The organism is Candidatus Stoquefichus sp. SB1, assembly GCF_001244545.1.
GTDB lineage: Bacteria > Bacillota_I > Bacilli_A > Erysipelotrichales > Coprobacillaceae > Stoquefichus.
Window position 1 is genome coordinate 632,868 of record NZ_LN852695.1, and the last position, 24,562, is coordinate 657,429.

At 30.4% G+C, this 24,562-nt stretch carries 26 protein-coding genes and 1 other annotated feature; all 26 genes read left to right on the forward strand.

All coding sequences use genetic code 11. The annotated features are described in order from the left end of the window. Window positions 1-52: 52 nt before the first annotated feature. Window positions 53-649, forward strand: a complete 597-nt coding sequence (locus BN1865_RS11145) for a recombinase family protein (RefSeq protein ID WP_050637315.1) — start codon at window positions 53-55, stop codon at window positions 647-649. A gap of 140 nt (window positions 650-789) precedes the next feature. Then, the gene (locus BN1865_RS11150; RefSeq protein WP_050637316.1) at window positions 790-2,976 is read left to right on the forward strand and encodes a PP2C family serine/threonine-protein phosphatase; all 2,187 of its coding nucleotides are present in this window, start codon (window positions 790-792) and stop codon (window positions 2,974-2,976) included. 72 nt (window positions 2,977-3,048) lie between these two features. Beyond that, window positions 3,049-4,284, forward strand: a complete 1,236-nt coding sequence (gene tilS, locus BN1865_RS11155; RefSeq protein ID WP_050637317.1) for a tRNA lysidine(34) synthetase TilS — start codon at window positions 3,049-3,051, stop codon at window positions 4,282-4,284. Window positions 4,285-4,314: 30 nt separating this feature from the next. Continuing rightward, a complete protein-coding gene (gene hpt, locus BN1865_RS11160; RefSeq protein ID WP_050637318.1) occupies window positions 4,315-4,845 on the forward strand; it encodes a hypoxanthine phosphoribosyltransferase in 531 nt (176 codons plus the stop codon). A 13-nt stretch (window positions 4,846-4,858) separates the two neighbouring features. Then, window positions 4,859-6,826 (forward strand): ATP-dependent zinc metalloprotease FtsH, encoded by a 1,968-nt coding sequence (gene ftsH / locus BN1865_RS11165; protein WP_050637319.1) that lies wholly within the window; start codon window positions 4,859-4,861, stop codon window positions 6,824-6,826. Between the two features lie 131 nt (window positions 6,827-6,957). Continuing rightward, window positions 6,958-7,836 carry an Hsp33 family molecular chaperone HslO gene (gene hslO, locus BN1865_RS11170; protein ID WP_050637320.1) on the forward strand — a complete coding sequence of 293 codons (879 nt, stop codon included), beginning with the start codon at window positions 6,958-6,960 and terminating at the stop codon, window positions 7,834-7,836. Window positions 7,837-8,288: 452 nt separating this feature from the next. Beyond that, the gene (gene dusB / locus BN1865_RS11175) at window positions 8,289-9,290 is read left to right on the forward strand and encodes a tRNA dihydrouridine synthase DusB (protein ID WP_050637321.1); all 1,002 of its coding nucleotides are present in this window, start codon (window positions 8,289-8,291) and stop codon (window positions 9,288-9,290) included. Between the two features lie 286 nt (window positions 9,291-9,576). Next, a complete protein-coding gene (locus BN1865_RS11180) occupies window positions 9,577-10,137 on the forward strand; it encodes a hypothetical protein (RefSeq protein ID WP_050637322.1) in 561 nt (186 codons plus the stop codon). A gap of 130 nt (window positions 10,138-10,267) precedes the next feature. Continuing rightward, window positions 10,268-11,110, forward strand: a complete 843-nt coding sequence (gene licT / locus BN1865_RS11185) for a BglG family transcription antiterminator LicT (protein WP_050637323.1) — start codon at window positions 10,268-10,270, stop codon at window positions 11,108-11,110. Between the two features lie 104 nt (window positions 11,111-11,214). Further along, window positions 11,215-13,065 (forward strand): beta-glucoside-specific PTS transporter subunit IIABC, encoded by a 1,851-nt coding sequence (locus BN1865_RS11190; protein ID WP_050637324.1) that lies wholly within the window; start codon window positions 11,215-11,217, stop codon window positions 13,063-13,065. A 14-nt stretch (window positions 13,066-13,079) separates the two neighbouring features. Continuing rightward, window positions 13,080-13,916: a PHP domain-containing protein gene (locus tag BN1865_RS11195; RefSeq protein ID WP_050637325.1), complete on the forward strand. Its 837-nt coding sequence runs from the start codon at window positions 13,080-13,082 to the stop codon at window positions 13,914-13,916. Then, window positions 13,913-14,671, forward strand: a complete 759-nt coding sequence (locus tag BN1865_RS11200; RefSeq protein WP_050637326.1) for a tyrosine-protein phosphatase — start codon at window positions 13,913-13,915, stop codon at window positions 14,669-14,671. The genes BN1865_RS11195 and BN1865_RS11200 overlap by 4 nt, the downstream gene beginning before the upstream one ends. Before the next feature lie 22 nt (window positions 14,672-14,693). Continuing rightward, complete coding sequence (locus BN1865_RS11205; protein WP_050637582.1) at window positions 14,694-15,341, forward strand: MgtC/SapB family protein; 648 nt, start codon at window positions 14,694-14,696, stop codon at window positions 15,339-15,341. Between the two features lie 69 nt (window positions 15,342-15,410). Next, window positions 15,411-15,642 (forward strand) — a binding site (T-box leader). A 35-nt stretch (window positions 15,643-15,677) separates the two neighbouring features. Further along, window positions 15,678-17,165 (forward strand): lysine--tRNA ligase, encoded by a 1,488-nt coding sequence (gene lysS, locus BN1865_RS11210; RefSeq protein WP_050637327.1) that lies wholly within the window; start codon window positions 15,678-15,680, stop codon window positions 17,163-17,165. 388 nt (window positions 17,166-17,553) lie between these two features. Beyond that, window positions 17,554-17,676: a hypothetical protein gene (locus BN1865_RS18970; RefSeq protein WP_255351761.1), complete on the forward strand. Its 123-nt coding sequence runs from the start codon at window positions 17,554-17,556 to the stop codon at window positions 17,674-17,676. A 375-nt stretch (window positions 17,677-18,051) separates the two neighbouring features. Next, the gene (locus BN1865_RS18415; protein ID WP_157844120.1) at window positions 18,052-18,222 is read left to right on the forward strand and encodes a hypothetical protein; all 171 of its coding nucleotides are present in this window, start codon (window positions 18,052-18,054) and stop codon (window positions 18,220-18,222) included. A gap of 14 nt (window positions 18,223-18,236) precedes the next feature. After that, on the forward strand, window positions 18,237-18,605 hold the full coding sequence (locus tag BN1865_RS11215) for a hypothetical protein (protein WP_050637328.1): 369 nt from the start codon (window positions 18,237-18,239) through the stop codon (window positions 18,603-18,605). A 213-nt stretch (window positions 18,606-18,818) separates the two neighbouring features. After that, window positions 18,819-19,028 (forward strand): DUF4177 domain-containing protein, encoded by a 210-nt coding sequence (locus BN1865_RS11220; RefSeq protein WP_050637329.1) that lies wholly within the window; start codon window positions 18,819-18,821, stop codon window positions 19,026-19,028. Between the two features lie 36 nt (window positions 19,029-19,064). Then, window positions 19,065-19,574, forward strand: coding sequence for a hypothetical protein (locus BN1865_RS11225; protein WP_050637330.1), 510 nt, complete (start codon window positions 19,065-19,067; stop codon window positions 19,572-19,574). 61 nt (window positions 19,575-19,635) lie between these two features. Then, complete coding sequence (locus BN1865_RS11230) at window positions 19,636-20,115, forward strand: imm68 putative immunity domain-containing protein (RefSeq protein ID WP_050637331.1); 480 nt, start codon at window positions 19,636-19,638, stop codon at window positions 20,113-20,115. Between the two features lie 466 nt (window positions 20,116-20,581). Further along, window positions 20,582-21,031, forward strand: a complete 450-nt coding sequence (locus tag BN1865_RS11235) for a GNAT family N-acetyltransferase (RefSeq protein ID WP_050637332.1) — start codon at window positions 20,582-20,584, stop codon at window positions 21,029-21,031. A gap of 43 nt (window positions 21,032-21,074) precedes the next feature. Continuing rightward, window positions 21,075-21,590, forward strand: a complete 516-nt coding sequence (locus tag BN1865_RS11240) for a GNAT family N-acetyltransferase (protein WP_198527276.1) — start codon at window positions 21,075-21,077, stop codon at window positions 21,588-21,590. Between the two features lie 79 nt (window positions 21,591-21,669). Further along, window positions 21,670-22,299 carry a CPBP family intramembrane glutamic endopeptidase gene (locus BN1865_RS11245; protein WP_050637333.1) on the forward strand — a complete coding sequence of 210 codons (630 nt, stop codon included), beginning with the start codon at window positions 21,670-21,672 and terminating at the stop codon, window positions 22,297-22,299. Window positions 22,300-22,397: 98 nt separating this feature from the next. Then, complete coding sequence (locus tag BN1865_RS11250) at window positions 22,398-22,808, forward strand: DUF3795 domain-containing protein (protein ID WP_050637334.1); 411 nt, start codon at window positions 22,398-22,400, stop codon at window positions 22,806-22,808. 234 nt (window positions 22,809-23,042) lie between these two features. After that, complete coding sequence (locus BN1865_RS18765) at window positions 23,043-23,531, forward strand: hypothetical protein (RefSeq protein ID WP_232780379.1); 489 nt, start codon at window positions 23,043-23,045, stop codon at window positions 23,529-23,531. Window positions 23,532-23,737: 206 nt separating this feature from the next. Further along, complete coding sequence (locus tag BN1865_RS11260; protein ID WP_050637335.1) at window positions 23,738-24,535, forward strand: MurR/RpiR family transcriptional regulator; 798 nt, start codon at window positions 23,738-23,740, stop codon at window positions 24,533-24,535. Window positions 24,536-24,562 lie beyond the last annotated feature (27 nt).

The following is a 24,562-nucleotide window of genomic DNA, read 5'->3' on the forward strand; positions in this document are numbered from 1 at the left end:
TAGAACTTTTGGCTTTGATTTGAGAAAATGAAAGTTTGAAAGGAGGTAAATAATGGGAAAAACATATGGATATATTAGAGTATCATCTAAAGATCAAAATATTGCAAGACAGTTAGCTGCTTTAGAACAGTTCCATTTAAAAAAACGTTGTATCTTTGTAGATAAAATGTCTGGTAAAGATTTTAATCGTCCAAGTTATTTACGATTAATGAAAAAAATTAGAGAGGGAGATTTAATTATTATTAAATCGATTGATCGTTTGGGAAGAAATTATGATGAAATTATAGAGCAATGGCGCTATATTACAAAAGAAAGGAAAGCAGATATAAGGGTTTTAGATATGCCATTATTAGATACGACATTATCAAAAGATATCTTAGGAACTTTTATTGCTGACTTGGTATTGCAGGTTTTAAGTTTTTGTGCTCATGAGGAACGCAGCAATATTAAACAAAGACAAAAAGAGGGAATTGCAGCGGCTCGAAAAAGAGGTGTTCAATTTGGACGAAGACCCATTGTTTTACCAGATGAGTTTTCAAACATTGTTCAAGCTTTTGAAAGTAAACAAATAAGTGAAGAAGAAGCAATTCATCAATTATGTATGAGTCGTACAAGTTTTTATAAATATAAAAAAGCGTTTCATCAGTAAAAACCAGTGAAAAGGGGAGTTCTGATTTTGGATTCTCCTTTTTATATATGTTAAATCATTATTCTTTTTTGATATGGTCTTTCTAATATGACAAATAATTTAAAAAGAAGAGATTATAATGGCTTGTGTGAGGTGAGAGTATGGAATTAATTATCAATCCAGGTCGTACAAAAAAAATAAAAATGCAGTTTGTCATCTATATAACACTCATATCCTTTTTAGTATCTCTCGTAAATATCTATCATACATCGCTGTTATTTGTTTTACCATTATTTTATCTGTGTTTTATGTGTGGTTATCGAGCGTTATTGAGTTATGTAGTTGGTTTACTGATTGGCATTATCTTTTTAAAGGTTCCCTATGAAATATTATTGATAAGTCTTTTTTCTTTTGTTTTATTAGAGTTTTGTTTATTGTTTCAATCGATGCGGTCTAGATATGTTCCTTATTTATTGACATTGATAGGAGGTATCTATTATGCTTATATCCAAATTGATTTATTATCAACTTTATTATTAACAGTTTTAACTTATTTTAATATTCTTATTTTTGCTTATTTAGCACCATTATTTATGCATGGTGAATCTGAACTTTTAACTCATGAAAGAGTGAAATCATTATCTGTTGTTATTTTTATTAGTCTTATGAGTATTTTACCATATTCACAATTTATGACGATGATTTTAATAAGAGTTTTTATTCTCGTTATGATATATCATGAATGTTTAGATGATCTTTTGCCAGGTTTGTTTTATGGAGCATTGTTGATGTTGCTGATGAATTTAGGATATAAAGATGATATATTGGCTTTTTTATTACCGCTCTTTTTCTTTTATATGGTGAAGTGTGAGTCAAAGTTTACAATGACAGCTCTGTATTTTGTTTCACATTTAATTTTGCCTTTCTTTTTAGAATTTTCGTATACATATCATGGTCTTATAGTTGCGATGAGTGGGTTTATTTTCTTAATATTACCTATTCATAAAACAAAGCCATTATTATCATCGAGTTATCAGGAAATGACCATGAAACAGCAGTTATCAAAACAAGTGGATTCTTTTTGTCGTTTATTTGAACAGATGACATCATTATTTACACAGACACCTTCTCATAATCATTCTTTAGAGTATATTGGATATGTTTATGAAGATATGTGTCAGAATTGTTCTAGTCAGGAAACATGTTTTAATAAGAAATACGGACCAAATCGACTTGTGAAGTTAATGAATAAAGGATTAAAAGAAACATATAATGCTCATGATGAAGATTTTATTTATCAATATTGTTTAAAACCAGAACAATATCTTGAAACAATGAAAGGTTATCAAAAAGATTATCGTAAGCTTAGTCGAGTTCAAGAAGAATATATGACTATGAAAAAAGATCTTTATCATCAGTTCTCATTGTTAAATAATGTTTTTCATCAGTTTTCTTCACAATTAAAAATTGGACATATTGAAGAAACACATATTTATGAACATATGGAAGGTTATCATTTTCAGATAGCCCATCTTAAAAAATATTATGAATCTCAATCTGTATACTATATAGAAGTTGGTCTTTATGAAACAACACGAGAAGAAGTAGAGAATGAATTTATCCCAATTTTAGAGGATTATCTTAATGAATCACTAGATATTGAAGTCATCAAAACACCGATGCATCAGTTGGGTTATACTTATTTGGTTCTTAAACATCATGCACGCTATTATGTTCAATATGGTATTTCACAATGTGCAAAAGATTCAGTGGCTTGTGGTGACAGTTATAGTGTATTTGCAATGGATGAAAATCAGTATTTTGCTGTGAGTGATGGTATGGGACAAGGACAAAAAGCAAGTGATGATTCTTCTTTGACACTAGATGTTATGAAACAATTGATTGTTAATGGTATTTCTTTAGAAGATACGCTTCAGTCGGTTAATGCTTTATTAAAGATTAAGAATCGTAATGATATGTTTACGACTGTTGATATGATCCAGGTGAATTTGGTTTTAGGAAATGCGACAATGATTAAGTATGGGGCTTGTCCAACTTATATTTTAAGGGATCAGGATGTTATTGAAGTGAAATCTGAATCATTGCCAATGGGGATTGTTTCACCAATTGAAACATCAGTTGAGAAATTTCAATTAATGGAAAATGATATTATTTTTATGGTTACAGATGGATTTACAAATCAATTTGGTGAGTTCTTAGATGAAAATAAGTATTTGATTGATGAAGATCATCCTAAAGAAATCGCCCATTTATTAACACATTTGGCTAATGATGAAGATAAAAATGATGATATGACACTTATTGTTTTAAAACTTTGTAAGCAATAATCCCAAAATATTGGGATTTTTGTTTTTGAATTCACATTTCTTTGATATAATGGGCTAGTGGAAGTGATAAAAGTGAATGTACAATTATTAAATAAATCTTTATATTATGTTATTGGTGTATCTGGTGGATGCGATTCAATGTATCTTTTAGATACTTTACAAAAAGCAGGATATCATTTATTAGTAGCACATGTGAATTATAATTATCGCCATGATAGCAATGTTGATTATGAACTTGTTTGTGATTATTGTGCAACTTATGGCATACCTTTTTATTATAAGGAATTTCATAGTGAAGATTATCATCACGGGAATTTTCAGGATGTTGCCAGAACATTGCGTTATAATTTTTATAAAGAAATATATAGTCTTTATAAATGTGATGGGTTGATTCTTGGACATCACTTAGATGATCACCTGGAAACAATCTATATGCAGCTTTCGCATCATAATACGATTCATTATTTAGGTATCAGAGAAGAAAATTATGTTCAGGATATGCGTGTTATAAGGCCTTTAATGGATTGTTATAAGGAAGATATTTTACAGGAATGTGCGCATTATCAAATTCCTTTTCATGATGATTATACAAATTTTGAAGTTGATTTTGAAAGAGATAAGGTCCGTAATACTATTTTGAATCAATATACAAAACAACAAAAAGAAAACTTGCTGTTAAAGGCAAATGAGCATAATCAAAGAATTCATGAATTAGAGTTTAAAGTGAAACCTTATTACCAACAATATATAAGTGATGGACAGATCTATTATTATTATATTCCTCGAGATTTAAGAGAAATCTTTTTGTATTTAATTTTAAGAGATGTTATGCATCCAAAATTAATTTCACAATCTTTAATTGAAGAAATTAAACATCAGATAGATAGTGTAAAACCAAACATTCAAATGAATTTACCAGTTAATTATCTGTTCATAAAAGAGTACGATAATGTCTATATCATTGATAAAGAGAAAACCAAAGGTTATTGTTATGAATTTAAAGAATTTATTCCTTTTGGATGTGAATATTTTCATTTATTGGATAATGGTCATATCAATGAAGGTGTTTATTTAAGTCAAGATGATTATCCTATTACAATACGAACAATTCGTGAAGGTGATAGTATCATGACTTCTTCAGGAACAAAGAAGTTATCTCGATTGTTTATAAATGCAAAAATACCGGCATTAAAGAGAAAAACATGGCCAGTTGTTCTGAATAAGGATAAAACCATTATTTTAGTTCCACATATTGCAAAAAACATTGATTATTTGACTACAAAACCTAATGTATTTGTGATAAAATAGGATAACCATTATAAGGAGTGAAAAAGAAGTATGCATAAAGATGTCAAAGAAATTTTATATACACAAGATGAAATTTCTCAAAAATGTAAAGAATTAGGCAAACAAATTATGAATGACTATCATGATAAAGATTTGGTTTTGGTTGGGTTATTAAAGGGATCTGTTCCTTTTTTAGCTGAACTATCTAAATATGTGAATCTTGATGTCACTTTTGATTATATGGATGTCAGTAGTTATGAAGGTGTAGAGTCTCGTACCATTACAATTAAGAAAGATCTTGACCAGGATGTGAAAGGAAAAGATATTTTATTAGTTGAAGATATTCTTGATACGGGAAAAACTTTATCAACAGTTAAGGCAATGTTAGAAGAACGTGGTGCAGCCAGTGTGGAGATTGTCACAATGTTAGATAAAAAAGAGGGGAGAACATTCCCAATTGAAGCGAAGTATGTTGGATTTGAAATTCCTAATGCATTTGTTATTGGATTTGGTTTGGATTTCAATGAAAAATATAGAAACTTACCATATGTTGGTATTTTAAAAGAAGAATGTTATCAATAATAAAGGAGATCGTATGAACAATAAAAATAAGAGCTTATTTAAAGCGATAATGCCTTGGTTAGTTGTTATTATTCTGTTGAGTTCATTAGTCCCCCTATTAAATGGTGGGAAATCTAGTGAAGTGAATTACAATCAGTTTGTTCAGATTGTAGATCAGCAAAAAGTCACAGAGATGACAGTTATGCCTGGTATTTATGTTACAAGTGTAGAAGGAAAATACACAAAAACAGAAGATGGAAAAGATGTTGCTTATACATTTAAGACAAATGTTCCACAGACAGATGAGGAATTAAATTCACTTATTCAATTATTAAAAGATAAGGGAATTAGCGTGAAAATCTTAGATGCTAAAAGCGAAAATATGTTGATGGATACTATTATTGGATTATTACCATATGTATTATTAATTGGTGTTATGGTATTTGTCATGAGAAGTATTGGTGGTGGCGGAGGAGCCAATGCCAAAGCGTTTGATTTTGGAAACTCACGTGCCAAACTTGAAAAAGATAGTAAAACAAGATTTAGTGATGTAGCAGGTGCCGATGAAGAAAAAGAAGAATTAACAGAATTGGTTGATTTCTTAAAAAATCCGAAAAAGTTTGTGAATATGGGGGCTAAAATACCTAGAGGTGTCTTACTTGTTGGGCCACCGGGTACTGGTAAAACATTATTAGCAAGAGCCGTTGCAGGTGAAGCTAATGTGCCATTCTATTCTATTTCTGGTTCTGAATTCGTAGAAATGTTCGTTGGTGTTGGTGCTGGTCGTGTGCGTGATATGTTTAAGAAAGCAAAACAAAATGCGCCATGTATCATTTTCATTGATGAAATTGATGCTGTTGGACGTCAAAGAGGAACAGGTGTCGGTGGTGGACACGATGAACGTGAACAAACTTTAAATCAGTTATTAGTAGAAATGGATGGATTTAGTGGAAATGAAGGAATCATCATCTTAGCAGCAACAAACCGTGCTGATGTTTTGGATCCTGCATTACTTCGTCCTGGACGTTTTGATAGACAAATTCAGGTTGCTAATCCTGATAAAAGAGCAAGAGCAGAGATTTTACGTGTTCATGCTAGAAATAAAAAGTTTGCACCAGATGTTAACTTTGATAATGTAGCACAACGTACACCTGGTTTCTCAGGAGCTGAACTTGCCAATGTCTTAAATGAATCTGCATTGTTAGCAGTCAGACAAGGACATCAATTAATTACACTTGATGATGTTGATGAAGCTATTGACCGTGTTATTGGTGGACCAGCTAAGAAGTCACGTAAATATACAGAACATGAAAGAAAAGTTGTTGCTTATCATGAAGCAGGACATGCAATTATTGGATTAACTTTAGAACATGCCAATAAAGTTCAAAAAGTAACAATTATCCCACGTGGAAATGCTGGTGGATATAACTTGATGACACCTAAAGAAGAGACATACTTACAAACAAAATCTCAATTAATGGCAAGTATTACAGGTTATATGGGTGGACGTGTAGCTGAAGAAGTTTTCTTTGGTGATGTCACTTCAGGTGCTCATAATGATATTGAACAGGCAACAAGAATTGCACGATTAATGGTTACAGAACTTGGTATGTCTGATTTAGGACCAATTAAATATGCTTCAGGTCAGGATGCTGTTTTCTTAGGAAGAGATTACTCATCACAAGATAATTCACATTCTGGTCAAATTGCTTTTGAAATTGATCAGCAAGTTCGTAAGATTATTGATGGATGTTATGCTGAATGTAAAGAAATTATTGAAGCACAAAAAGATAAATTAGTTATTATTGCTAATGCTTTATTAGAACATGAAACTTTAAATAATGAACAAATTGAATCATTATATAATACAGGTAAGATGTTAGAAATGCATGATGGTAAAGTCAGTGATTATGATGATCACCATGATATTACTTTCCCAGAAGCTCCTAAAACACCTGATCCTGTAGATTTAGATGATGATTTACTAGATGAAATGAAATAAGCGCATAGCGCTTATTTTCGCATAGGAGAAAACAAATGAAAAGAAGTACAATGAGTAAAATATTAGTATTTATTCTCGTGTTATCTATGATTCTACCTTTGATTAGTTATTTTGCATTTGGAGGATAGACGATGAAAGATTATTTAGTAAGAGGAATTGTAAATTCTAAAAACTGTCGTGTCATGTGTTGTACAACAACACAGCTTGTTGAAGTTGCACGTCAAAAACATGGGTTATGGCCAACTGCTTCAGCAGCATTGGGACGTATGATGTCAGTGACACTTATGATGGGTGCTATGAATAAAAATAAAGAAAAAATGACAGTAACTATTAATGGTGGTGGACCGATTGGAACAATGCTTGCCACAACAAATAGCGATGGCAAAATCAAAGCTTTTGTAGCCAATCCAGAAGTTCATTATACTTATAATGACACAGGAAAATTAGCTGTTGGTGTAGCAGTAGGGAAAGAAGGAAGTCTACAAGTTATTAAGGATATGGGGTTAAAAGAACCATTTGTTGGAACTGTTCCTTTACAAAGTGGTGAAATTGGTGATGATTTCTCATATTATTTTATGGTTTCTGAACAAATTCCATCAGTTGTTTCAGTTGGTGTTCTTGTGAATGATACAAATGAGATTTTAGCTAGTGGTGGTTTTATTATTCAACTATTACCAGAGGCTACAGAAGAAGATATTCAGTATATTGAAGAAAAAATGAGAAATTTCCCACCAGTTTCTTCTTTAGTAAATGAAGGAAAAACACCTGAAGAAATTCTACAAATGATATTTGATGATGTGGAAATATTGGAATCACAGGATTTATTTTTTGAATGTGATTGCAGTAAAGAAAAGATGCGTTCAACCTTAATAACAGTAGGAAAAGATGAGATAGAATCAATGATTCATGAGGATCATGGTTGTGAAATCAAATGTCAATTCTGCAATGAAGCATATCATTTTAATGAAACTGAATTACAAGAGTTATTAGATGAAATGAATGAATCATAAATATTTTTAAATAGCTGTTTTCAAAAATTGAAGATAGCTATTTTTTGTCATTGAATGAAATGAAAAAGAAGACACGGATGGGGGTGTGCCTTCTTCTTCTAGGTTTACCAATATTAGGAATATAACTAATCGATAACTTACATCTATTTTAATGGGGAGGAAAAATAGAGGGGAAAAGTGTAAGCTATCTGTTAATATCATTGACAATCTGAAAAGTTTTATACAAAAAAAGTAAAAAGACAGTTGAGGGGAGAGGGAAAACAACTGTCTTTTCTATTATTTTATGAGTAACATCAAGGTTGGGAGGGAAGATGTTACTGAAATATCATGAAAAAATTATTTGCGATTTTTATCTGAATTTTTTAAATATCACCTCCTACAAGATATAATATATCATTCATTTGTCTTTGTTTTATAAAAAAATTATGTTATATTGTGTTATGGTGAAAAAAATGAAAATAGGAAATGTAGAATTAGAAAATAGAATTATTATGGCACCATTAGCTGGTATTACAAATGTTGCCTTCAGAAAAATTATTAAAGAGTTTGGTGCTGGGCTTGTTGTTAGCGAAATGGTGAGTGATAAGGCTTTATGTTATGGAAATCAAAAAACAATAGAAATGCTTAATGTTGATGAAAATGAGCATCCTATGAGTATTCAGATTTTTGGTGGAGAAGTGGAAACAATGGTGAAGGCAGCACAATTTGTTGATCAAAATTCAAATTGTGATATTATCGATATTAATATGGGTTGTCCTGTTCAAAAGGTTATCAAAGCACATGCCGGTAGTTATTTATTACAACATCCCCAATTGGTATATGATATTGTTAAGAATGTTGTTGAAGCTGTAAGTAAGCCAGTCACAGTCAAAATAAGAATTGGTTATGATTTTGATTCAATAAACTGTATTGAGATTGCGCAAATGATTGAGCGTGCTGGAGCGAGCGCAATAGCTATTCATGGTAGAACACGTTCACAGATGTATGAAGGACATGCTGATTGGTCTTGGATAAAAAAAGTAAAAGAAGTAGTCTCTATTCCTGTTATTGGAAATGGTGATGTTAAAACTGCTCAAGATGCTAAACGTATGTTAGATGAAACAGGCTGTGATGCGGTGATGGTAGGTCGTGCTGCCTTAGGGAATCCTTGGGTAATCAGACAGATGGTAGAATATGTTGAACATGGAATCTTGTTAGATGAACCAACCATCGATGAGAAGATTGATCAATGTCTAAAGCATGCACAAAGATTAATTCCAGTTGAGGGTGAAAAAAATGCCATAAGACAAATGCGAGGACATGCTCCATGGTATATTAAAGGATTGAAATCTGCTTCTCAAGTTAAAAATCGTTTATCAAAGATTGAAAGTTATCAACAGTTGGAAGCAATTTTAGAAGCATATCGTGTTTATCTACATACTGGGGATAAAACTGCATTTGAAAAATTTGAATAAAGTGTTTCTATATTTATGATCAATTCCTACTTATGTTGATATATGAGATATTTAAATTTCATATATTGATTAGGTAGGATTTTATTATAATTTTTCACTTCATCAAAGATTAATATAACACTAACATAGAATGTAAAGATTCATATGATAATTTTATATATAATGGGTTTATATGAGGAGAATTAACAATGAAAAAATATTTAAGTTTAGTTTTAATAAGCCTAATGTTATTTATGAATGCAGTATCATCGCATGCTTTGGATAGTAGTGTATCTGAATATTTATTATGGAAATAAATATATATAATGAATATGGTAATATTATTATATTCCCTAATTTATTATTTTTAATATTAACTGTGATTATTGGAGTTTGTGCTTATAAAATGAAAAAGTATTCATCAGTAGGAAGTTTATTGTTAGGTCTGTATTTATCATTTATTATTTGTACACTTTTTTTCCCAATAGTGATTGACTGGGGAGATGCATATAATTTTCGTGATGATTTTCAATTCATGATTGTTCGTTATCGACCGATTGATCGCATTTTATCTAATCCACTTTATTCATTTTATCATCTGATAATGTTTATTCCTTTAGGATATATCATGAAAAAAGAAATGACTCTTAAAAAGACAATTTTTTGGTATATTATTTTGGTTTTGGGTTTAGAAAATATCCAGTTACTGATTAATTTAACATGTCATTATGTACAATATACTTATGATACGTGTGATATGATTTTTCATTTTACGAGTTTAATTGTGGGAATGCTATTCAGTTATATCCCTATAAATAAAATAAGAAATCAATGGAATGAAAAGAAAAATATAAAATGTAAGCGTTGACAATAAAAATATAACATGCTATGATGATAGTGTAATTTATGGATTGTTATAGCAAAGATATGGCTACACAAAACCTGTTTACAGATACTTTTTCTGTGACGGGTTTTTCTTTTTGGAGGGAGAGATTTCAATGATTATTAAGAAAATTTTAAATAATAATGTCGTGATTACATTAAATGATCAACATGAAGAAATCATTGTGATGGGAAAAGGTTTAGCTTATGGGAAAAGACCAGGAGAGACAATAGATTCTCAAAAGATTAGTAAAACCTTTGAAATGAGCCTTAAAGAAAGCCAAAGAAAGATGATTGATATGTTAAAAGATATTCCTATTGAATATATGGAAATATCTGATCAAGTGATTCAAAAAGCGAGAAAAGAATTGAATAATGATATTGATGATTCTCTCTATATAAGTTTAACAGATCATATTCATACAAGTATCGAAAGATATCGTGAAGGAATTCTTTTAAAAAATCAATTGTTATTAGAAATTAAGCATTTTTATAAAAAGGAATATGAGTTAGGGTTATGGGCACTTTCGTTAATTGAAGCAAAATATCAGATTCATATGGATGATGATGAAGCAGGATTTATTGCATTACATATTGTGAGTAGTGAAGTTGGTAAGAATATTAGTGATGTTTATGAAATGACAGGGTTTATTCAAGGAATATTAGAGTTGGTAAAAAATTATTTTCATAGAGATTTTGATGAAGATTCTTTATCTTATTATCGTTTTGTAACACATTTAAAGTTTTTTGGATTAAGAGTTTTTAATCAAACGAAACATAATCAGGATGAATCTTTAAATAATGATCTTTTAGAAATTATGAAAGAAAAATATGTTCAACCTTATTTATGTGCTTTGGAGATTAAATCATTTATTGAAAGAAAGTATGATTATTCTTTAGAGGATGAAGAAGTTTTATTTTTAACGATACATGTAGCAAAAATCATTTCTAATAAGTAAAGGAGGATAGTGGTGAAGAAATGATTGATTAATAGATGGGTGGTGACATTCAGTTGGCCAAACCTTCATGAATTGAAGTTTTCAAGAAAATGGAGGATAAGAAAATGAAATATGAAAAACTTTCAAGAGAAATTATTGAGGCTGTAGGTGGTAAGGATAATATTATATCTTTAGTTCATTGTGCAACACGATTACGTTTTACTTTAAAAGATGAAACATTGGCTAATGATGAAAAAATTAATCATATTGAAGGGGTTTTATCATTAGTAAAGAAGGGTGGACAATATCAATTAGTTATTGGTAATTATGTTCATGATGTTTATTTGGAAGTTGTTAAACTTGCAGATATTCATGAAGAAGGAGATATCTTAGAAGCTCCTAAGAAAAAACAAGGTATTATCAATTCTATTTTTGGAGCAATTATTGGTAGTGTAGGACCATTAATTCCACCACTTGTTGCAGCAGGGTTAGGTAAATGTATATTAATGGTTTTAACATTAACAAAGGTTTTATCAACAGATTCACAAACTTATTATATTTTTAATTTTATTTTTGATACAACATTTACATTTTTACCTGTTTTGATTGCTTTTTCAGCAGCGAAACAATTTAAATGTAATCCTTACATGGCAGCATTTTTAGGCTGTATGTTAGTTCATCCTAGTTGGGCTGAAATGGTTGCATCAGGGAAGCCAATTCAATTATTTGGAATAATTCCAGTGGTTGCTATGAAATATACATCTACCATTATTCCAAGTATTATGATTGTTTGGGTCATGAGTTATGTGGAAAGATTCTTTAATAAACACATTCATGCAATGATTAAGAATTTTATGGCACCATTATTAACAATTTTAATTATGGCTCCATTGTCATTTGTTATTTTAGCTCCTGCAATGACAGTGATTTCATTAGGAATTAGTAAAGTTATTATGTTATTTTATAATCAATTTGGAATGATAGCTATTGGTGTTTCTTGTTTATTATATCCATGGTTAGTGTCTACTGGAATGCATGCAGCACTTGCATTAGCAGGTATTGAAATGATTGGAAAATCAGGTTTTGATCCATTTACAAGAACTTTGACTTTATGCCATAACATGTCACAGGGCGCTGCCTCATTTGCAATTGGATTAAAAACAAAGAACAAGGAATTTAAGAGTACATGTTTTTCTTCAAGTTTAACAGCTTTTTTAGCAGGAATTACTGAACCTTGTTTATATGGTGTGACATTGAAATTAAAGAAACCTATGTATGCCTGTATGATTGGTGGCGGTGTGGCTGGGTTATATGCTGGTTTTGTTGGTTTAAAGGCTTATGCTTTTTTAACTCCAGGATTATTTAGTTTACCAATGTGGATGACTGAAAATAATGGTAATAACTTTACAAATGCTTTAATAACAATTGCAATTTGTGTAGTTATAACATTTATTGCAACTTTAATGATTGGTTTTGATGATCCTGTGGAAGAAAAGGAAACAGTCAAAAAAAATATAAATAATGAAATTAAAAGATTGGCAAGTCCAATTGAAGGAAAGTTAATTGATTTAGATCAAGTTGATGATGAAACATTTGCTAGTGAAGTGATTGGTAAAGGAATTGCGATTATGCCAACAAGTGGAAAAGTTTATGCGCCAGCTGATGGTGTAGTGAGTGCAACGTTTGAAACAAAACATGCGATTGGATTAACAACTGATACAGGAATTGAATTATTAATACATATTGGAATTGATGCTGTTAAACTAGGAGGAGAATGTTTTAAAGAGATTGTCAAAAAAGGTCAACGTGTTCAAAAAGGAGATTTACTTCTAGAATTTGAATTAGATAAAATGGCAGCATCAGGAGTTGATCCAACAACAATGGTCATTATTACGAATAGTCAGGATTATTTAGAAATCTTACCAGTTAAAGATAAAGAGGTCCATTCTTTAGATCAATTATTAACAGTTATATAGAAGGAGTGAACAAAATGGTTTATGCAGATTTACATGTTCATACAAATCATAGTGATGGAACACAGGAAATACGTGATGTTTTAATGATGGCTAAAGCAAAAGGAATACAAACAATAGCAATTACTGATCATGATACAATCAACCATTTAGATGAAGTTGAACAGATTGGAAAGAAACTAGGAATAAGAACTATTCGAGGTGTAGAAATGAGTTGTTATGATGAAGAAGTTGCTAAAAAGATTCATGTTGTAGGTTTATGGTTAAATGAAAAGGCACCTCATGTAGAGGCACTTTGTCAAAAAACATTAGCATGTAGAGATGCATATCATCATAAACTGATTGAAAATCTTTCTTTAAAGGACTATCATATAACTTATGAGGATGCAAAAAAATATTCCCCTTATAATATCGTCTTTAAAATTCATATCTTTTTGGCATTAATGGAAAAATATCCTAAAGACATGACACCGCAAAAATATCGTGAACTGTTTGCTTCAAAGACATCAAAGGAAACAGATTTGCAGATGGGCTATATAGATATTCGTGAAGGAATAGAAGCAATTCGAAAAGATGGTGGGATTGCCATAATTGCACATCCTTGTGAATATAGTAATTATGATGAAATTGCGAAATATGTTGAATATGGATTACAAGGGATTGAAATATCCCATCCTAGCATGAAAGAAGAGGATTATCCTTTAGTGCAGAAATATGTGAAAAGATTCAATTTGTTTCAAAGTGGGGGAAGTGATTTCCATGATCCTCGTTTAACACAGATGGGTCAATATGGACTAACTCAGCAACAGTTTGAAGAGTTAGAAAATCATATGAGAAAGGTGAAAGAGTTATGAGAGAGTTACGGATAAGAAATTTTAGAGATGTCAGTGGTTATCAAAATGAATATGGTGAAGTCATGGAATCAAATATGATTTTTAGAGGGGCGTCGTTAGACGCCATCTCTTTTGATGATGCGAAGTATATGGAAGAACAATTAGGTATCAAATATATTCTTGATTATCGTGATGAACAGGAAGCAAGTCTTGCAAAAGATATCACTTTTCCTAGTGCCAAGTATATACGAATTGGGGCATTGCAATTGAAAGAACATAAAGATAATGGTTTTGATTTTGGAAGTATGTTATCAGGGAAAATGACACCTGATAAATTGAAATTTTTAATTCAATATATTCAGGAAGGTTATCGAACAATGGCTTTTGATAATCCTGCCTATCATCAATTGTTTGAATTGTTATTGAAGGATGATGGACATGTCTATTTTCATTGCTCAGCAGGAAAGGATCGAACAGGGGTCAGTGCTTTTTTAATTATGATAGCATTAGGTATGAGTGAAGAAGATGCGATTGATGAATATTTGTTATCTAATGAGTATTTACATGATTTTGTAGAAGGATTTTATAAGGAACATCATATTCCTAAAATGTTTAGAAAGTATTGTGATCCATTATTGATGGTTCAAAAAGAAAATATTTTACTGACGATTCAATCTATTAAAGAAAAATATTCAGATTATTATGAATTTTTAGAGAAAGAGTATGGTATTGATGAAGAGAAAAGGAAGGTATTAAGAGAAATATATTGTAAGTAGGGGGGTGAATATATTGGCAACTATGATTCATTGGGAGTGGTTTTTAAGAATTATTTTAGCAGGATTATGTGGTGTTTTGATTGGGTATGAAAGAAGAAATCGAAATAAGGAAGCAGGGATTAGGACCCATGCAATTATTGCTTTAGGTGCAGCATTAATCATGATTGTTTCTAAATATGGTTTTCCTGATGTGAAAGAGTACGATGCTGCACGTATGGCAGCACAAATTGTCAGTGGTGTTGGTTTTTTAGGTGCTGGTGTTATATTTGTGAGACACGGGACAGTATCAGGATTAACGACTGCAGCTGGTATGTGGGCAACTGCTGGGGCTGGAGCTTGTATTGGTGCAGGACTATATGATGTTGGTATTATGGCAACGCTATGTGTAGCTGGATTGCAGTTCATATTCCATAAGGGTGTTTTTCGTAAGTTTACGAATCAAGGTCAAATTATACAAATACAGGTCACTCAGGATGCTTCTGCTCTCGCTGATATTCAACATACTCTTAAAAAACATGGCGTTGCAATTCAGTCAATGAAAGTTGAAGTCATAGATAGAGATACTTTGTTTATTGAAGTTGATGGTATCACACCACAATCATTTAATCGTGAGGAATTATTAGAAGAAATGATGGATAAGAAATATATGAAGATGTTTAGTTATGCCTAAAAAATAGCGATAAATGCTTAGAATTTCTTGACAAGAACTATCATTATTTATATAATACAAAGCGTATAGAAAAAGGCTATGAATAGATAAGTAATTATTTTGAATCATGTTTAGAGAGTCCTGGTGGTGAAAATGGATGATGATAGAAATAATGAATAAAGACTAGGAGCCGTATTTTGGATCAAACGTGATAAAATAACGTGTGCCGCGTTACAGGCTAGACTCTGTTAGGAGTTGAAAAGGTTGTTATAGTGATATAACAATAAATTAGGGTGGTAACACGATGACTCTCGTCCCTTGCGGATGGGAGTTTTTTATTTGGAAAAGGAGAAGACAATGGAAGAAAGACAATTTAGTGAACAAGAGTTAGTCAGAAGAGAAAAGTTAGATTTTTTAAGAGAAAGAGGTATTGATCCTTTTGGACAAAGATTTGATGTAACACATTTTTCAAAACAAATTAAAGAAGAATTTGCTGGGAAAACACATGAAGAATTAGAAGAGATGGCAGTACCTGTTAAAATTGCAGGAAGAATTATGACAAAACGTCGTAAAGGAAAAGTCTGCTTTATGCATATTCAAGATAGAGATGGACAGATTCAAATCTATGTGAGAAAAGATGTTATTGGTGAAGATGAATATGAAGTTTTAATTAAGAGTGATATTGGTGATATTGTTGGTATTGAAGGGACTGTCTTTGTAACAAATACTGGAGAATTATCAGTCAAAGCAACAAAGTATATTCATTTAACAAAAGCATTACGTCCTTTACCTGAAAAATATCATGGTTTAAGTGATGTTGAAGAAAGATATAGAAGAAGATATGTTGATTTAATTATGAATGAAGAATCAAGAAAGATTGCCTTTGCAAGACCTAAGATTATTCGTTCTATTCAAAATTTCTTAGATAGTCAAGGTTATGTTGAAGTAGAAACTCCAGTCTTAAATCCTATTTTAGGAGGAGCTGCTGCAAGACCATTTACAACGCATCATAATGCTTTGGATATGAATTTCTATTTAAGAATTGCGACTGAATTATCATTAAAGAGATTGATTGTTGGTGGTATGGATGCTGTTTATGAAATTGGACGTTTATTTAGAAATGAAGGAATGGATAGAACACATAATCCTGAATTTACAACGATTGAAGTTTATAAAGCATTTAGTGATTTAGAAGGAATGATGGATTTAACTGAAGGTATTATTTCTAATGCTGCTATGAGTGTATGTGGTACATATGATTTAGAGTATAAAGGAAATAAGATTTCTTTAGCACCAGGTTTTAAACGTATTTCTATGACAGATGCTATTAAGGAACAAACAGGTATTGATTTTGCAACTGATATGACTTTTGAAGAAGCTAAGGCTTTAGCTGAAGAAAGACATATTGAAGTTGAAAACCATTTTGGTTATGGTCATATTATTAATGCTTTCTTTGAAGAATATGTAGAGGAAACAATTGTTGAACCAACATTTGTGTATGGTCACCCAATTGAAATTTCACCACTTGCTAAGAAGAATTTAGAAGACCCACGTTTTACTCAACGTTTTGAATTATTCATTTGTGGAAATGAATATGCAAATGCTTTTACTGAATTAAATGATCCAATTGATCAATATGAAAGATTCGCTAACCAGTTAAAAGAAAAAGAACTTGGTAACGATGAAGCTAATGAAATGGATTTAGATTATGTAGAAGCATTGGAATATGGACTACCTCCAACAGGTGGAATGGGTATGGGAATTGATAGACTTGTTATGTTACTAACTGGTCAAGAATCAATCCAAGAAGTGATTTTATTTCCACAAATGCGTCAAAAAAAATAAATTTTTATAGAACACATTGTTAAAATAGTGATCAGATGATTATATAGGTTAAAAAAGTGATGTCGCTTCACTCCACAACAACGGGCAACGCCCGTTGTTTCAAGAAAATAAATAAAAAAGGCGTCAGTATGAATATTAGTGTGTTTGTTGTGGCGTCATATGTATTAATAAACATTAGTGAACCAAAGATATTTAGGGTGATTAATAACAGTTCATTAGAATATAATTGGTAGAAACATGTAGAATATGGAAATGTGAAATGAAATAATTAATAACGGAACAGCAATAGCGGTAGGTGGTTAGCCTTGGTCGTGAGACCGATGGTACGTAATCTTCGTTGACATAAATATCCAATAAGTTGGAAATATGAAAAACGGAGGTGATTGACATGACTACATATGAAACAGTTATGGTGATGCTGACTTGTTTGGCATTTGTTATGACTGTCGTAGGAATAATTGTCAAATTGCTTCTTGTCATTATAGATAAGGAATTTAAAGCAAAAAAATAACTACCTCATGCGTTTTGGTCGACCGTGAGATAGTTATTTCATAGTTGTAAATCCAAGGCATAACCGCTTATCGGCTGTTCCTTCTCTCACTTACATTATAGTTTATACAGAAATGAAAGTCAAATACTCTTTTTTGTTTAAAATAATAAAAAAACCAATGAAACCTTTCTCGAATGGGAGAGGTTTTATTATGTTTTTTATTAGAGTACCTCTGTTTTCATTTCAAAAAGAATGAAAAATGATTATCATAAAAATTACTTTTGGGTATATTCAGTTTTGAATATAATAAAGCCATATTAACTGCAACTTGATTATGGTGAAATGAATAGATGAATATGATATAATATTTGCAGAAAGTATCTTTGGGAGAAGTAGATGAGTATGAGTGAAGAAACAAGAAAAATCATTGATGAAGTCGATGCAACAATGCGCCTTGAAGGTATGCCTTTGACAGCTGATGACATGGAAATGCTGAGGCGATGCTTAGAGAAAGAATCAAGTTTTGATGTTGAAAGACAAAGAATTTTTAAGGAGATCGCTCTTTAAAGTGGAGGTAGAAAATGAATATTCGAAATTATTGGAAATATTCTCTAGAACAAAATGCGGAAGAGATGAAAAAGTATTTTCATGATAATGCATATATCAATTGGCATAATACAAATGAACATTTTACTGTTACTGAATTTATTCAAGCAAATTGTGAATATCCGGGTAAATGGAATGGTGAGGTTGAACGTATTGAATTAATAGATAATCTAATTATTACTGTTGTTCATGTTTATTCATTAGAAAAAAGATTATCATTTCATGTAACCTCATTTATAAAAACAGAAAATGATTTGATAATATCTATTGATGAATATTGGGGTGATGATGGTATAGCACCTCAATGGAGATTGGATAAGAAAATAGGAGTTTCTATAAAATGATAATATCTAGATTATCTAACTCAAAAAGTAAAAAATAGAACTAAATCAATTCCAATTTAAAAATAACACAAAATTAGATGCTTTATTAACTATGATAGATAGTATTATTATTTCATTATACAATTATAGAGAATGGAAGACTAGAGTTTAGAAGATTTGAGTTTAATAAAATATTTGTGTCCGTGCGCAAAGCGTGGGGAAATGGAGGAATATATGAAAAAATATGAATATAAGTTTATTGAAGTCAATGCAAAAAGAGGATTAAAAGATAAGGCTGGAGATACATTTGATGAATGTAAACGTATTATAACTGCAGAAAGTGAAAATGGTTGGAGATTGAAACAAGTAGTGACACCATTTAATGAAAAACTGGGTATAAATAGTGCAATGGGGTATCAAATTATTTTTGAAAGGGAAATTTAAACAAGTTAGAAAAAGGGAGTTTGAGAAGGAGATTACATGAAGAAAATTCTAATTATGTTTATAATGTTGATTTTACTTGTTGGTTGTAAGAAAGATGAGTTTTCTAGTTTTAAGGATAACTATATAGAAGAACACGGTATTACAGATATTGAGGAAATAACATCATATGGAGATAAATCATATATTGAAGGCATTATTTTTAAAGGACTTTTTCATGGTACTGAAGAAGAACTCTATTTTTGTGAAGGGTTGCCAGGTAAAGGGGATGGTATATTTTCAAATGGAGAGTATGGTGCTGGGCCTCTTTCTATTGAGGAAGGGATGAGATATCGAGTTTATGATGGAAAAGATTTTGGATATGACAGAAGTTATTTTGTAGCAATGGTATATAGAAAAATGAGCGTTGTTTATTATAAGGGAGAGAGTATTGATTTTAAAACAGTAGATGTTCAGTTAAATGATAAAGATATTACGTTAACAGTATGGTTAATGCCATTTAGTAATGGAGATGAAATAAGTTTATCTGATTTTGAATATCAAGAGTAGATTGTAGTTTGTAGAAGTCATAAAGAGTGGTAAAAATGAGAATTGATAAGGAGAAAACAAAATGTATATTGAAAAGTATTGGGATAATTATATTGGTGGTACAGATGACAGTCTAACATTGCTAGATTATCTAATTGATAAACAGAAAACCGAAATATCTCTCAGCGAAATATTTGCGGACACTGGTTTAGATAAGCTAAACTGGGATTTTCACAATACAGAGATAGATCTTGAGTACATAGACCATGATGGAAGCGCACATGAATTCGACTTTGCTATTGATTTGTTTACCGATTTAGCAGCCTTAATGTTGGAGTGTTCTATGAATGGAAGTGTGTCTTTGGGGGAACTGTTGAATGATGAGAAAGAAAATATTGTCCGTATTACTTTCACCCAAGAAGAAAAGAAAGCCATAAACAAAGCACTGGATGACTTTGTTAAAAATCCGCTATCTTATGATCTCCATGAAATGGTTCCAGAAGATGATATGCAAGAAATGGCACAGGACTGTGAAAGTATCCGCAAGGAACTGTGTGAATAATTCTTATTTATTAGGGAGTTAAATTGAATGATAAATTAGAAGTTGAAGGAGGCTTGCCGATTAGATGGATTATAAAATAGTCAGGCTGATAGATAGACCGGAAATAAAGGAACAGGCGGCACAATGGTTTCATGAGAAATGAAATATTCCAATAGAAGCGTATCTGGAAAGTATGGAAGAGACTGTCTGCGAAGCATAAAATCAGTTCCACAATGGTATGTGGCAATTTCTATGTGGAAAGGTACATGAGAGGGATGAAGCAAAGTTAGTCTCTTTAAAATTAGTATTTGACTTAGATAATTCTGTTGGCATTCTAAAGGACATACCTCGTGGTTGTTATGCCGAAAGAAAAACTGAAAATGATGATTGGATAATAAAAAAACAATAATGTTTAATTTTGCCAGTTCTGATTTGTAAAAGTCATAAAGTGTAGTAAAAATTAGAATTTATTGAAAGGTGATATAGAATGAATATTAGAAAAGCAAGAATTGATGATTTATCAAGAATAGCTGAAATATATGTTTTTAACAATAGGATGAATTATTTTCCTATATTTAAAGATGAGAGTTTTTCATTTGGTGAATTACAAGTTGTTTCATTGGCAGACAAATATTTTGGAAAAGATGAAATAATGAAAAATATATTTATATATGATGATAATGGTTTAATTAAAGGCTTTATACAAATGGATAAGACAGAAATTTGTAAAATATATGTAGATACATTTTTTCAAAGTGAAGGAATTGGCAATATGATGATAGAGTATGCAATAAAAGAATTCCATGCAGATAATCTATGGGTATTAGAAAAAAACAGTAGGGCTATTTCATTTTATCAAACGCATGGTTTCTATCCAACAGGAGAAAAAAAGTTTGAAGAGGATACTACTGAATACCTTTTAAAATTAGTAAGATAAATTCCAGTTTATTAAATAGAAAAATTAGAATTTGGAGAGGATTATGAAAACAATAAGTATCGAAAAGTTGTCTAATAAGTATCAAGTACGAATGTTAAGGGAAGAGGATATTGAGGATATTTATGAATTATCTATTGGAAATCCTCTGTATTTTCATTACTGTCCACCTACAGTTACAAAGCAAACTATTTTAGTTGATATGAATGCACTTCCTCCTGGTATGACAATTGAAGATAAGTTCTATATGGGATTTTATGAAAATGAAGTTCTTGTTGCAGTTATGGATCTAATAACAAATTATCCTAATGAACAAACAGCATTTATTGGTTTATTCATGGTAAATAATAGGTGTCAGAATAAAGGAGTTGGAAGCAAGATTATTCGAGAATTAAAAGAATATTTGAAAGTAGTGGGGTTTGATTATATACGTTTAGCATATGTGAAAGATAATCCACAAAGTAAAATATTCTGGAAAAAAAATCATTTTATGCCTACAGGAGAAGAATTTGACCACGATTTATACGTGGTTGTAGCTATGCAATATATGTTGAATCAGTAACTGAAATCTCAGTTTGTAGAAGTAATAAAGAGTGTTAAAAATAAGCATTTCAAAAAATTGAGGGGAGGTTAAACAAACCGTGAACAAAAATATAAAAAGTAATCTATTTATTATAGGTGTTTTGTTGTTTTTAGGATTGATCTCTACTCTACTGAATACATGCACTTATATTGAAAGACGAATTCTTGGAATATTGATAAGTGTTATTGAAGTGTTAGTTGTCTTAGTTTTAGCAAAAAGACAAAATATGACTTTAAGAGATATGGGATTGAGGAGGCCTATAAAACCTATTGCATGGGTAATAGGAATTGTCGTTGCTTTAATACCAATGTTTTTAATAGTTATACTTAATAGTGGTAATCTTGAAGTTATGTTTCCTCAAAAAGTATCTTTAACAATTTGTGTGATACAAACTATTTATTATTTTGTTATTGTTGCACCAACAGAAGAAATAATATTTAGAGGATTTATTTTAGAAAATTTTAATAAAACTTTTACTGAAAATATGAGTATTTTATTAACATCATTTTTATTTGCATTTATACATATTTTTAATGGTAGTATAATGAATATTGTAATGGCTTTTATTATATCTGTACTTTATTGTAAAGCGAAGTTACTATCTCATAATCGTTCTCTTTATCCATGTATGATTGGTCATGCATTCAATGATAGTCTTAATCAATGGTTACCCTATTTCTTATTATAACTTTTCATTTGTGAATATTTAAGAGAGATAAAATAGTTATTTCTCTTAAACATATATTCAATAAAATCAGAAATTGCCAGAAAAGGAGGAACCCTTTTATGAAAATGCCTGAAAATATAAATGTTGTGATGTTTGCATCATGCGGTATGAATTGTAAAGTTTGTTATAAACACTGTTATCATAAAAATCCTTGTGAAGGTTGCTTGAAAAGCGATGTAGGCAAACCTGAACACTGTCGGAAATGTAAAATAAAGGATTGTGTCAAAGAAAAAGGATTAAGGTATTGTTTTGAGTGTAAAGAATATCCATGTAAATTTATAAAAAATCTTGAAAAAAGTTATAATAAGAGATATCAGACAAGCCTTATGGATAACAGTATTTTTGTCAAAAAATATGGCTTAGATCAATTTATGGAACAACAGAAAATCAAGTACACCTGCTCTAAGTGTGGTGGCATCATTTCTATACACGATGGAGAATGTAGTGAGTGTCAAGAAAAAATGAAATAGATAAATAAGAATGGATGTAGTATGTTTGCATGTAAATGAATGAATTCAAAAGATGTTTAGAAAGTAAATTGCAATTATTTGAAAGAAGTGATCAGAGTGAATAAACATGGTATATTAAAGACAAACGATGTTATCCATAAATATGGGAATTATATTTTACTTTGTGTACTCTTGGTTAACGTGATTTTGATGATTGTTAAAAAGTATGTATATATTGAATGTTTCACAATCTCTATGATTAGCATGATCTTATTACTTAGAAATAAAATTCATATTATAGATTTTTATATCAAACCAATTATCATGTCAATTCTTGTTATTGTAATTGCTTTAGGATTAGGTTGTTCTCTTCTATACGATACTCATAACTTTTTATATCTTGTTAAGGGATATGTGGAATGTGTTGTTTTAGAATCAAATGAGTATTCACTTTTATCTGTTTCAGCTGCTGCTGATAATGATGGAAGATATAGTATAAATAAGTCAACACAAATGATTTATAGAAATAATGCTAGAGATTTTTATGAACGATATATGATGAAGAATAATCAATCATTGGATGAGGATTTCATGATTATAGAAAAGGTTGTTGGTCAAATAAAAGAGTATAAGCCTGTTTCAGATAATGTATATTATCTTGAATTAAAAGAGGGTGGGGGAATATTTGTTGTTATAAATAAATATTCAAAATTCACTATTTTCAAATTTATAGTCAACTCATAATCATATGTATGTTTATTTAAAGAAGATATCTTATAACAAACTGAATAACTCCTCAATGTTTTTCTTTCTATTTAAAATATACTCATTTATAATAATATAGGATATATCAGTAATAATTTATATTGAAAACGAATAGATGTACTCGTAGTTACATGAAAAAGTAAGAGAGATGCAGTTACAGATGAGTATATGAAGGGGGAATTTTTATGCCAAAAGGAATATCAATCATGTCTCAATTATTAAGTTGTGTAAATTATGGTGATGAAAAAGAAATAAATAGAGATATTGCAAAAATTATTTTAACGAATTACTATAAAATACCAAAATTAACAATTTATGATTTAGCAGATTTATGTTATGTATCTGCTTCATCTATCACACGTTTTATTCGTAGTATTGGCTATGACAGTTATAAAGTCTTTAAAAATGAGATTAGTAATAGTTTGGATATAGATGTTGATTATTCTAAAAATATCAATATAGCAACATCAGAAGATTTAAAACCTATTTACCAGCGCTATACAGATAATGTGATTGAAAATATTCGTTATACATTTGAACATATTGATTATGAACAATTTCAACGAGTTACTGAAATGATTTATCAGGCTAATGAAATTGCATTATTTGGTTTAGAATATGCAAATTATGTGGGAATTCATTTTCAAAATAAAATGGCAAGTTTAAACCGTTTTATTCAATTAGGGGTTACTGATGAAAAACAATTGGAATTAGCTAATCAGTTATCTGAGGGTTCATTGGTTTTTATAGTAACATTAGAAGGAAGTTATTTCTTTAGACATAGTGAAGTACTTGATATTTTAGTGAAAAAGAATTGTAAAATTGTTGCTATTTCTATGCTGACATCAGGGAAGTTTATAAATTATTGTGATGAAGTGATTTTATGTAATAAGACAAATAGTGATACAGAAGGTCGAATTACATTAATGTATATGATTGAATTAATTATTATGGTTTATTATATTAATTATAGTCATTCATAAAAAATTTCATAATATGAAATTAAACTA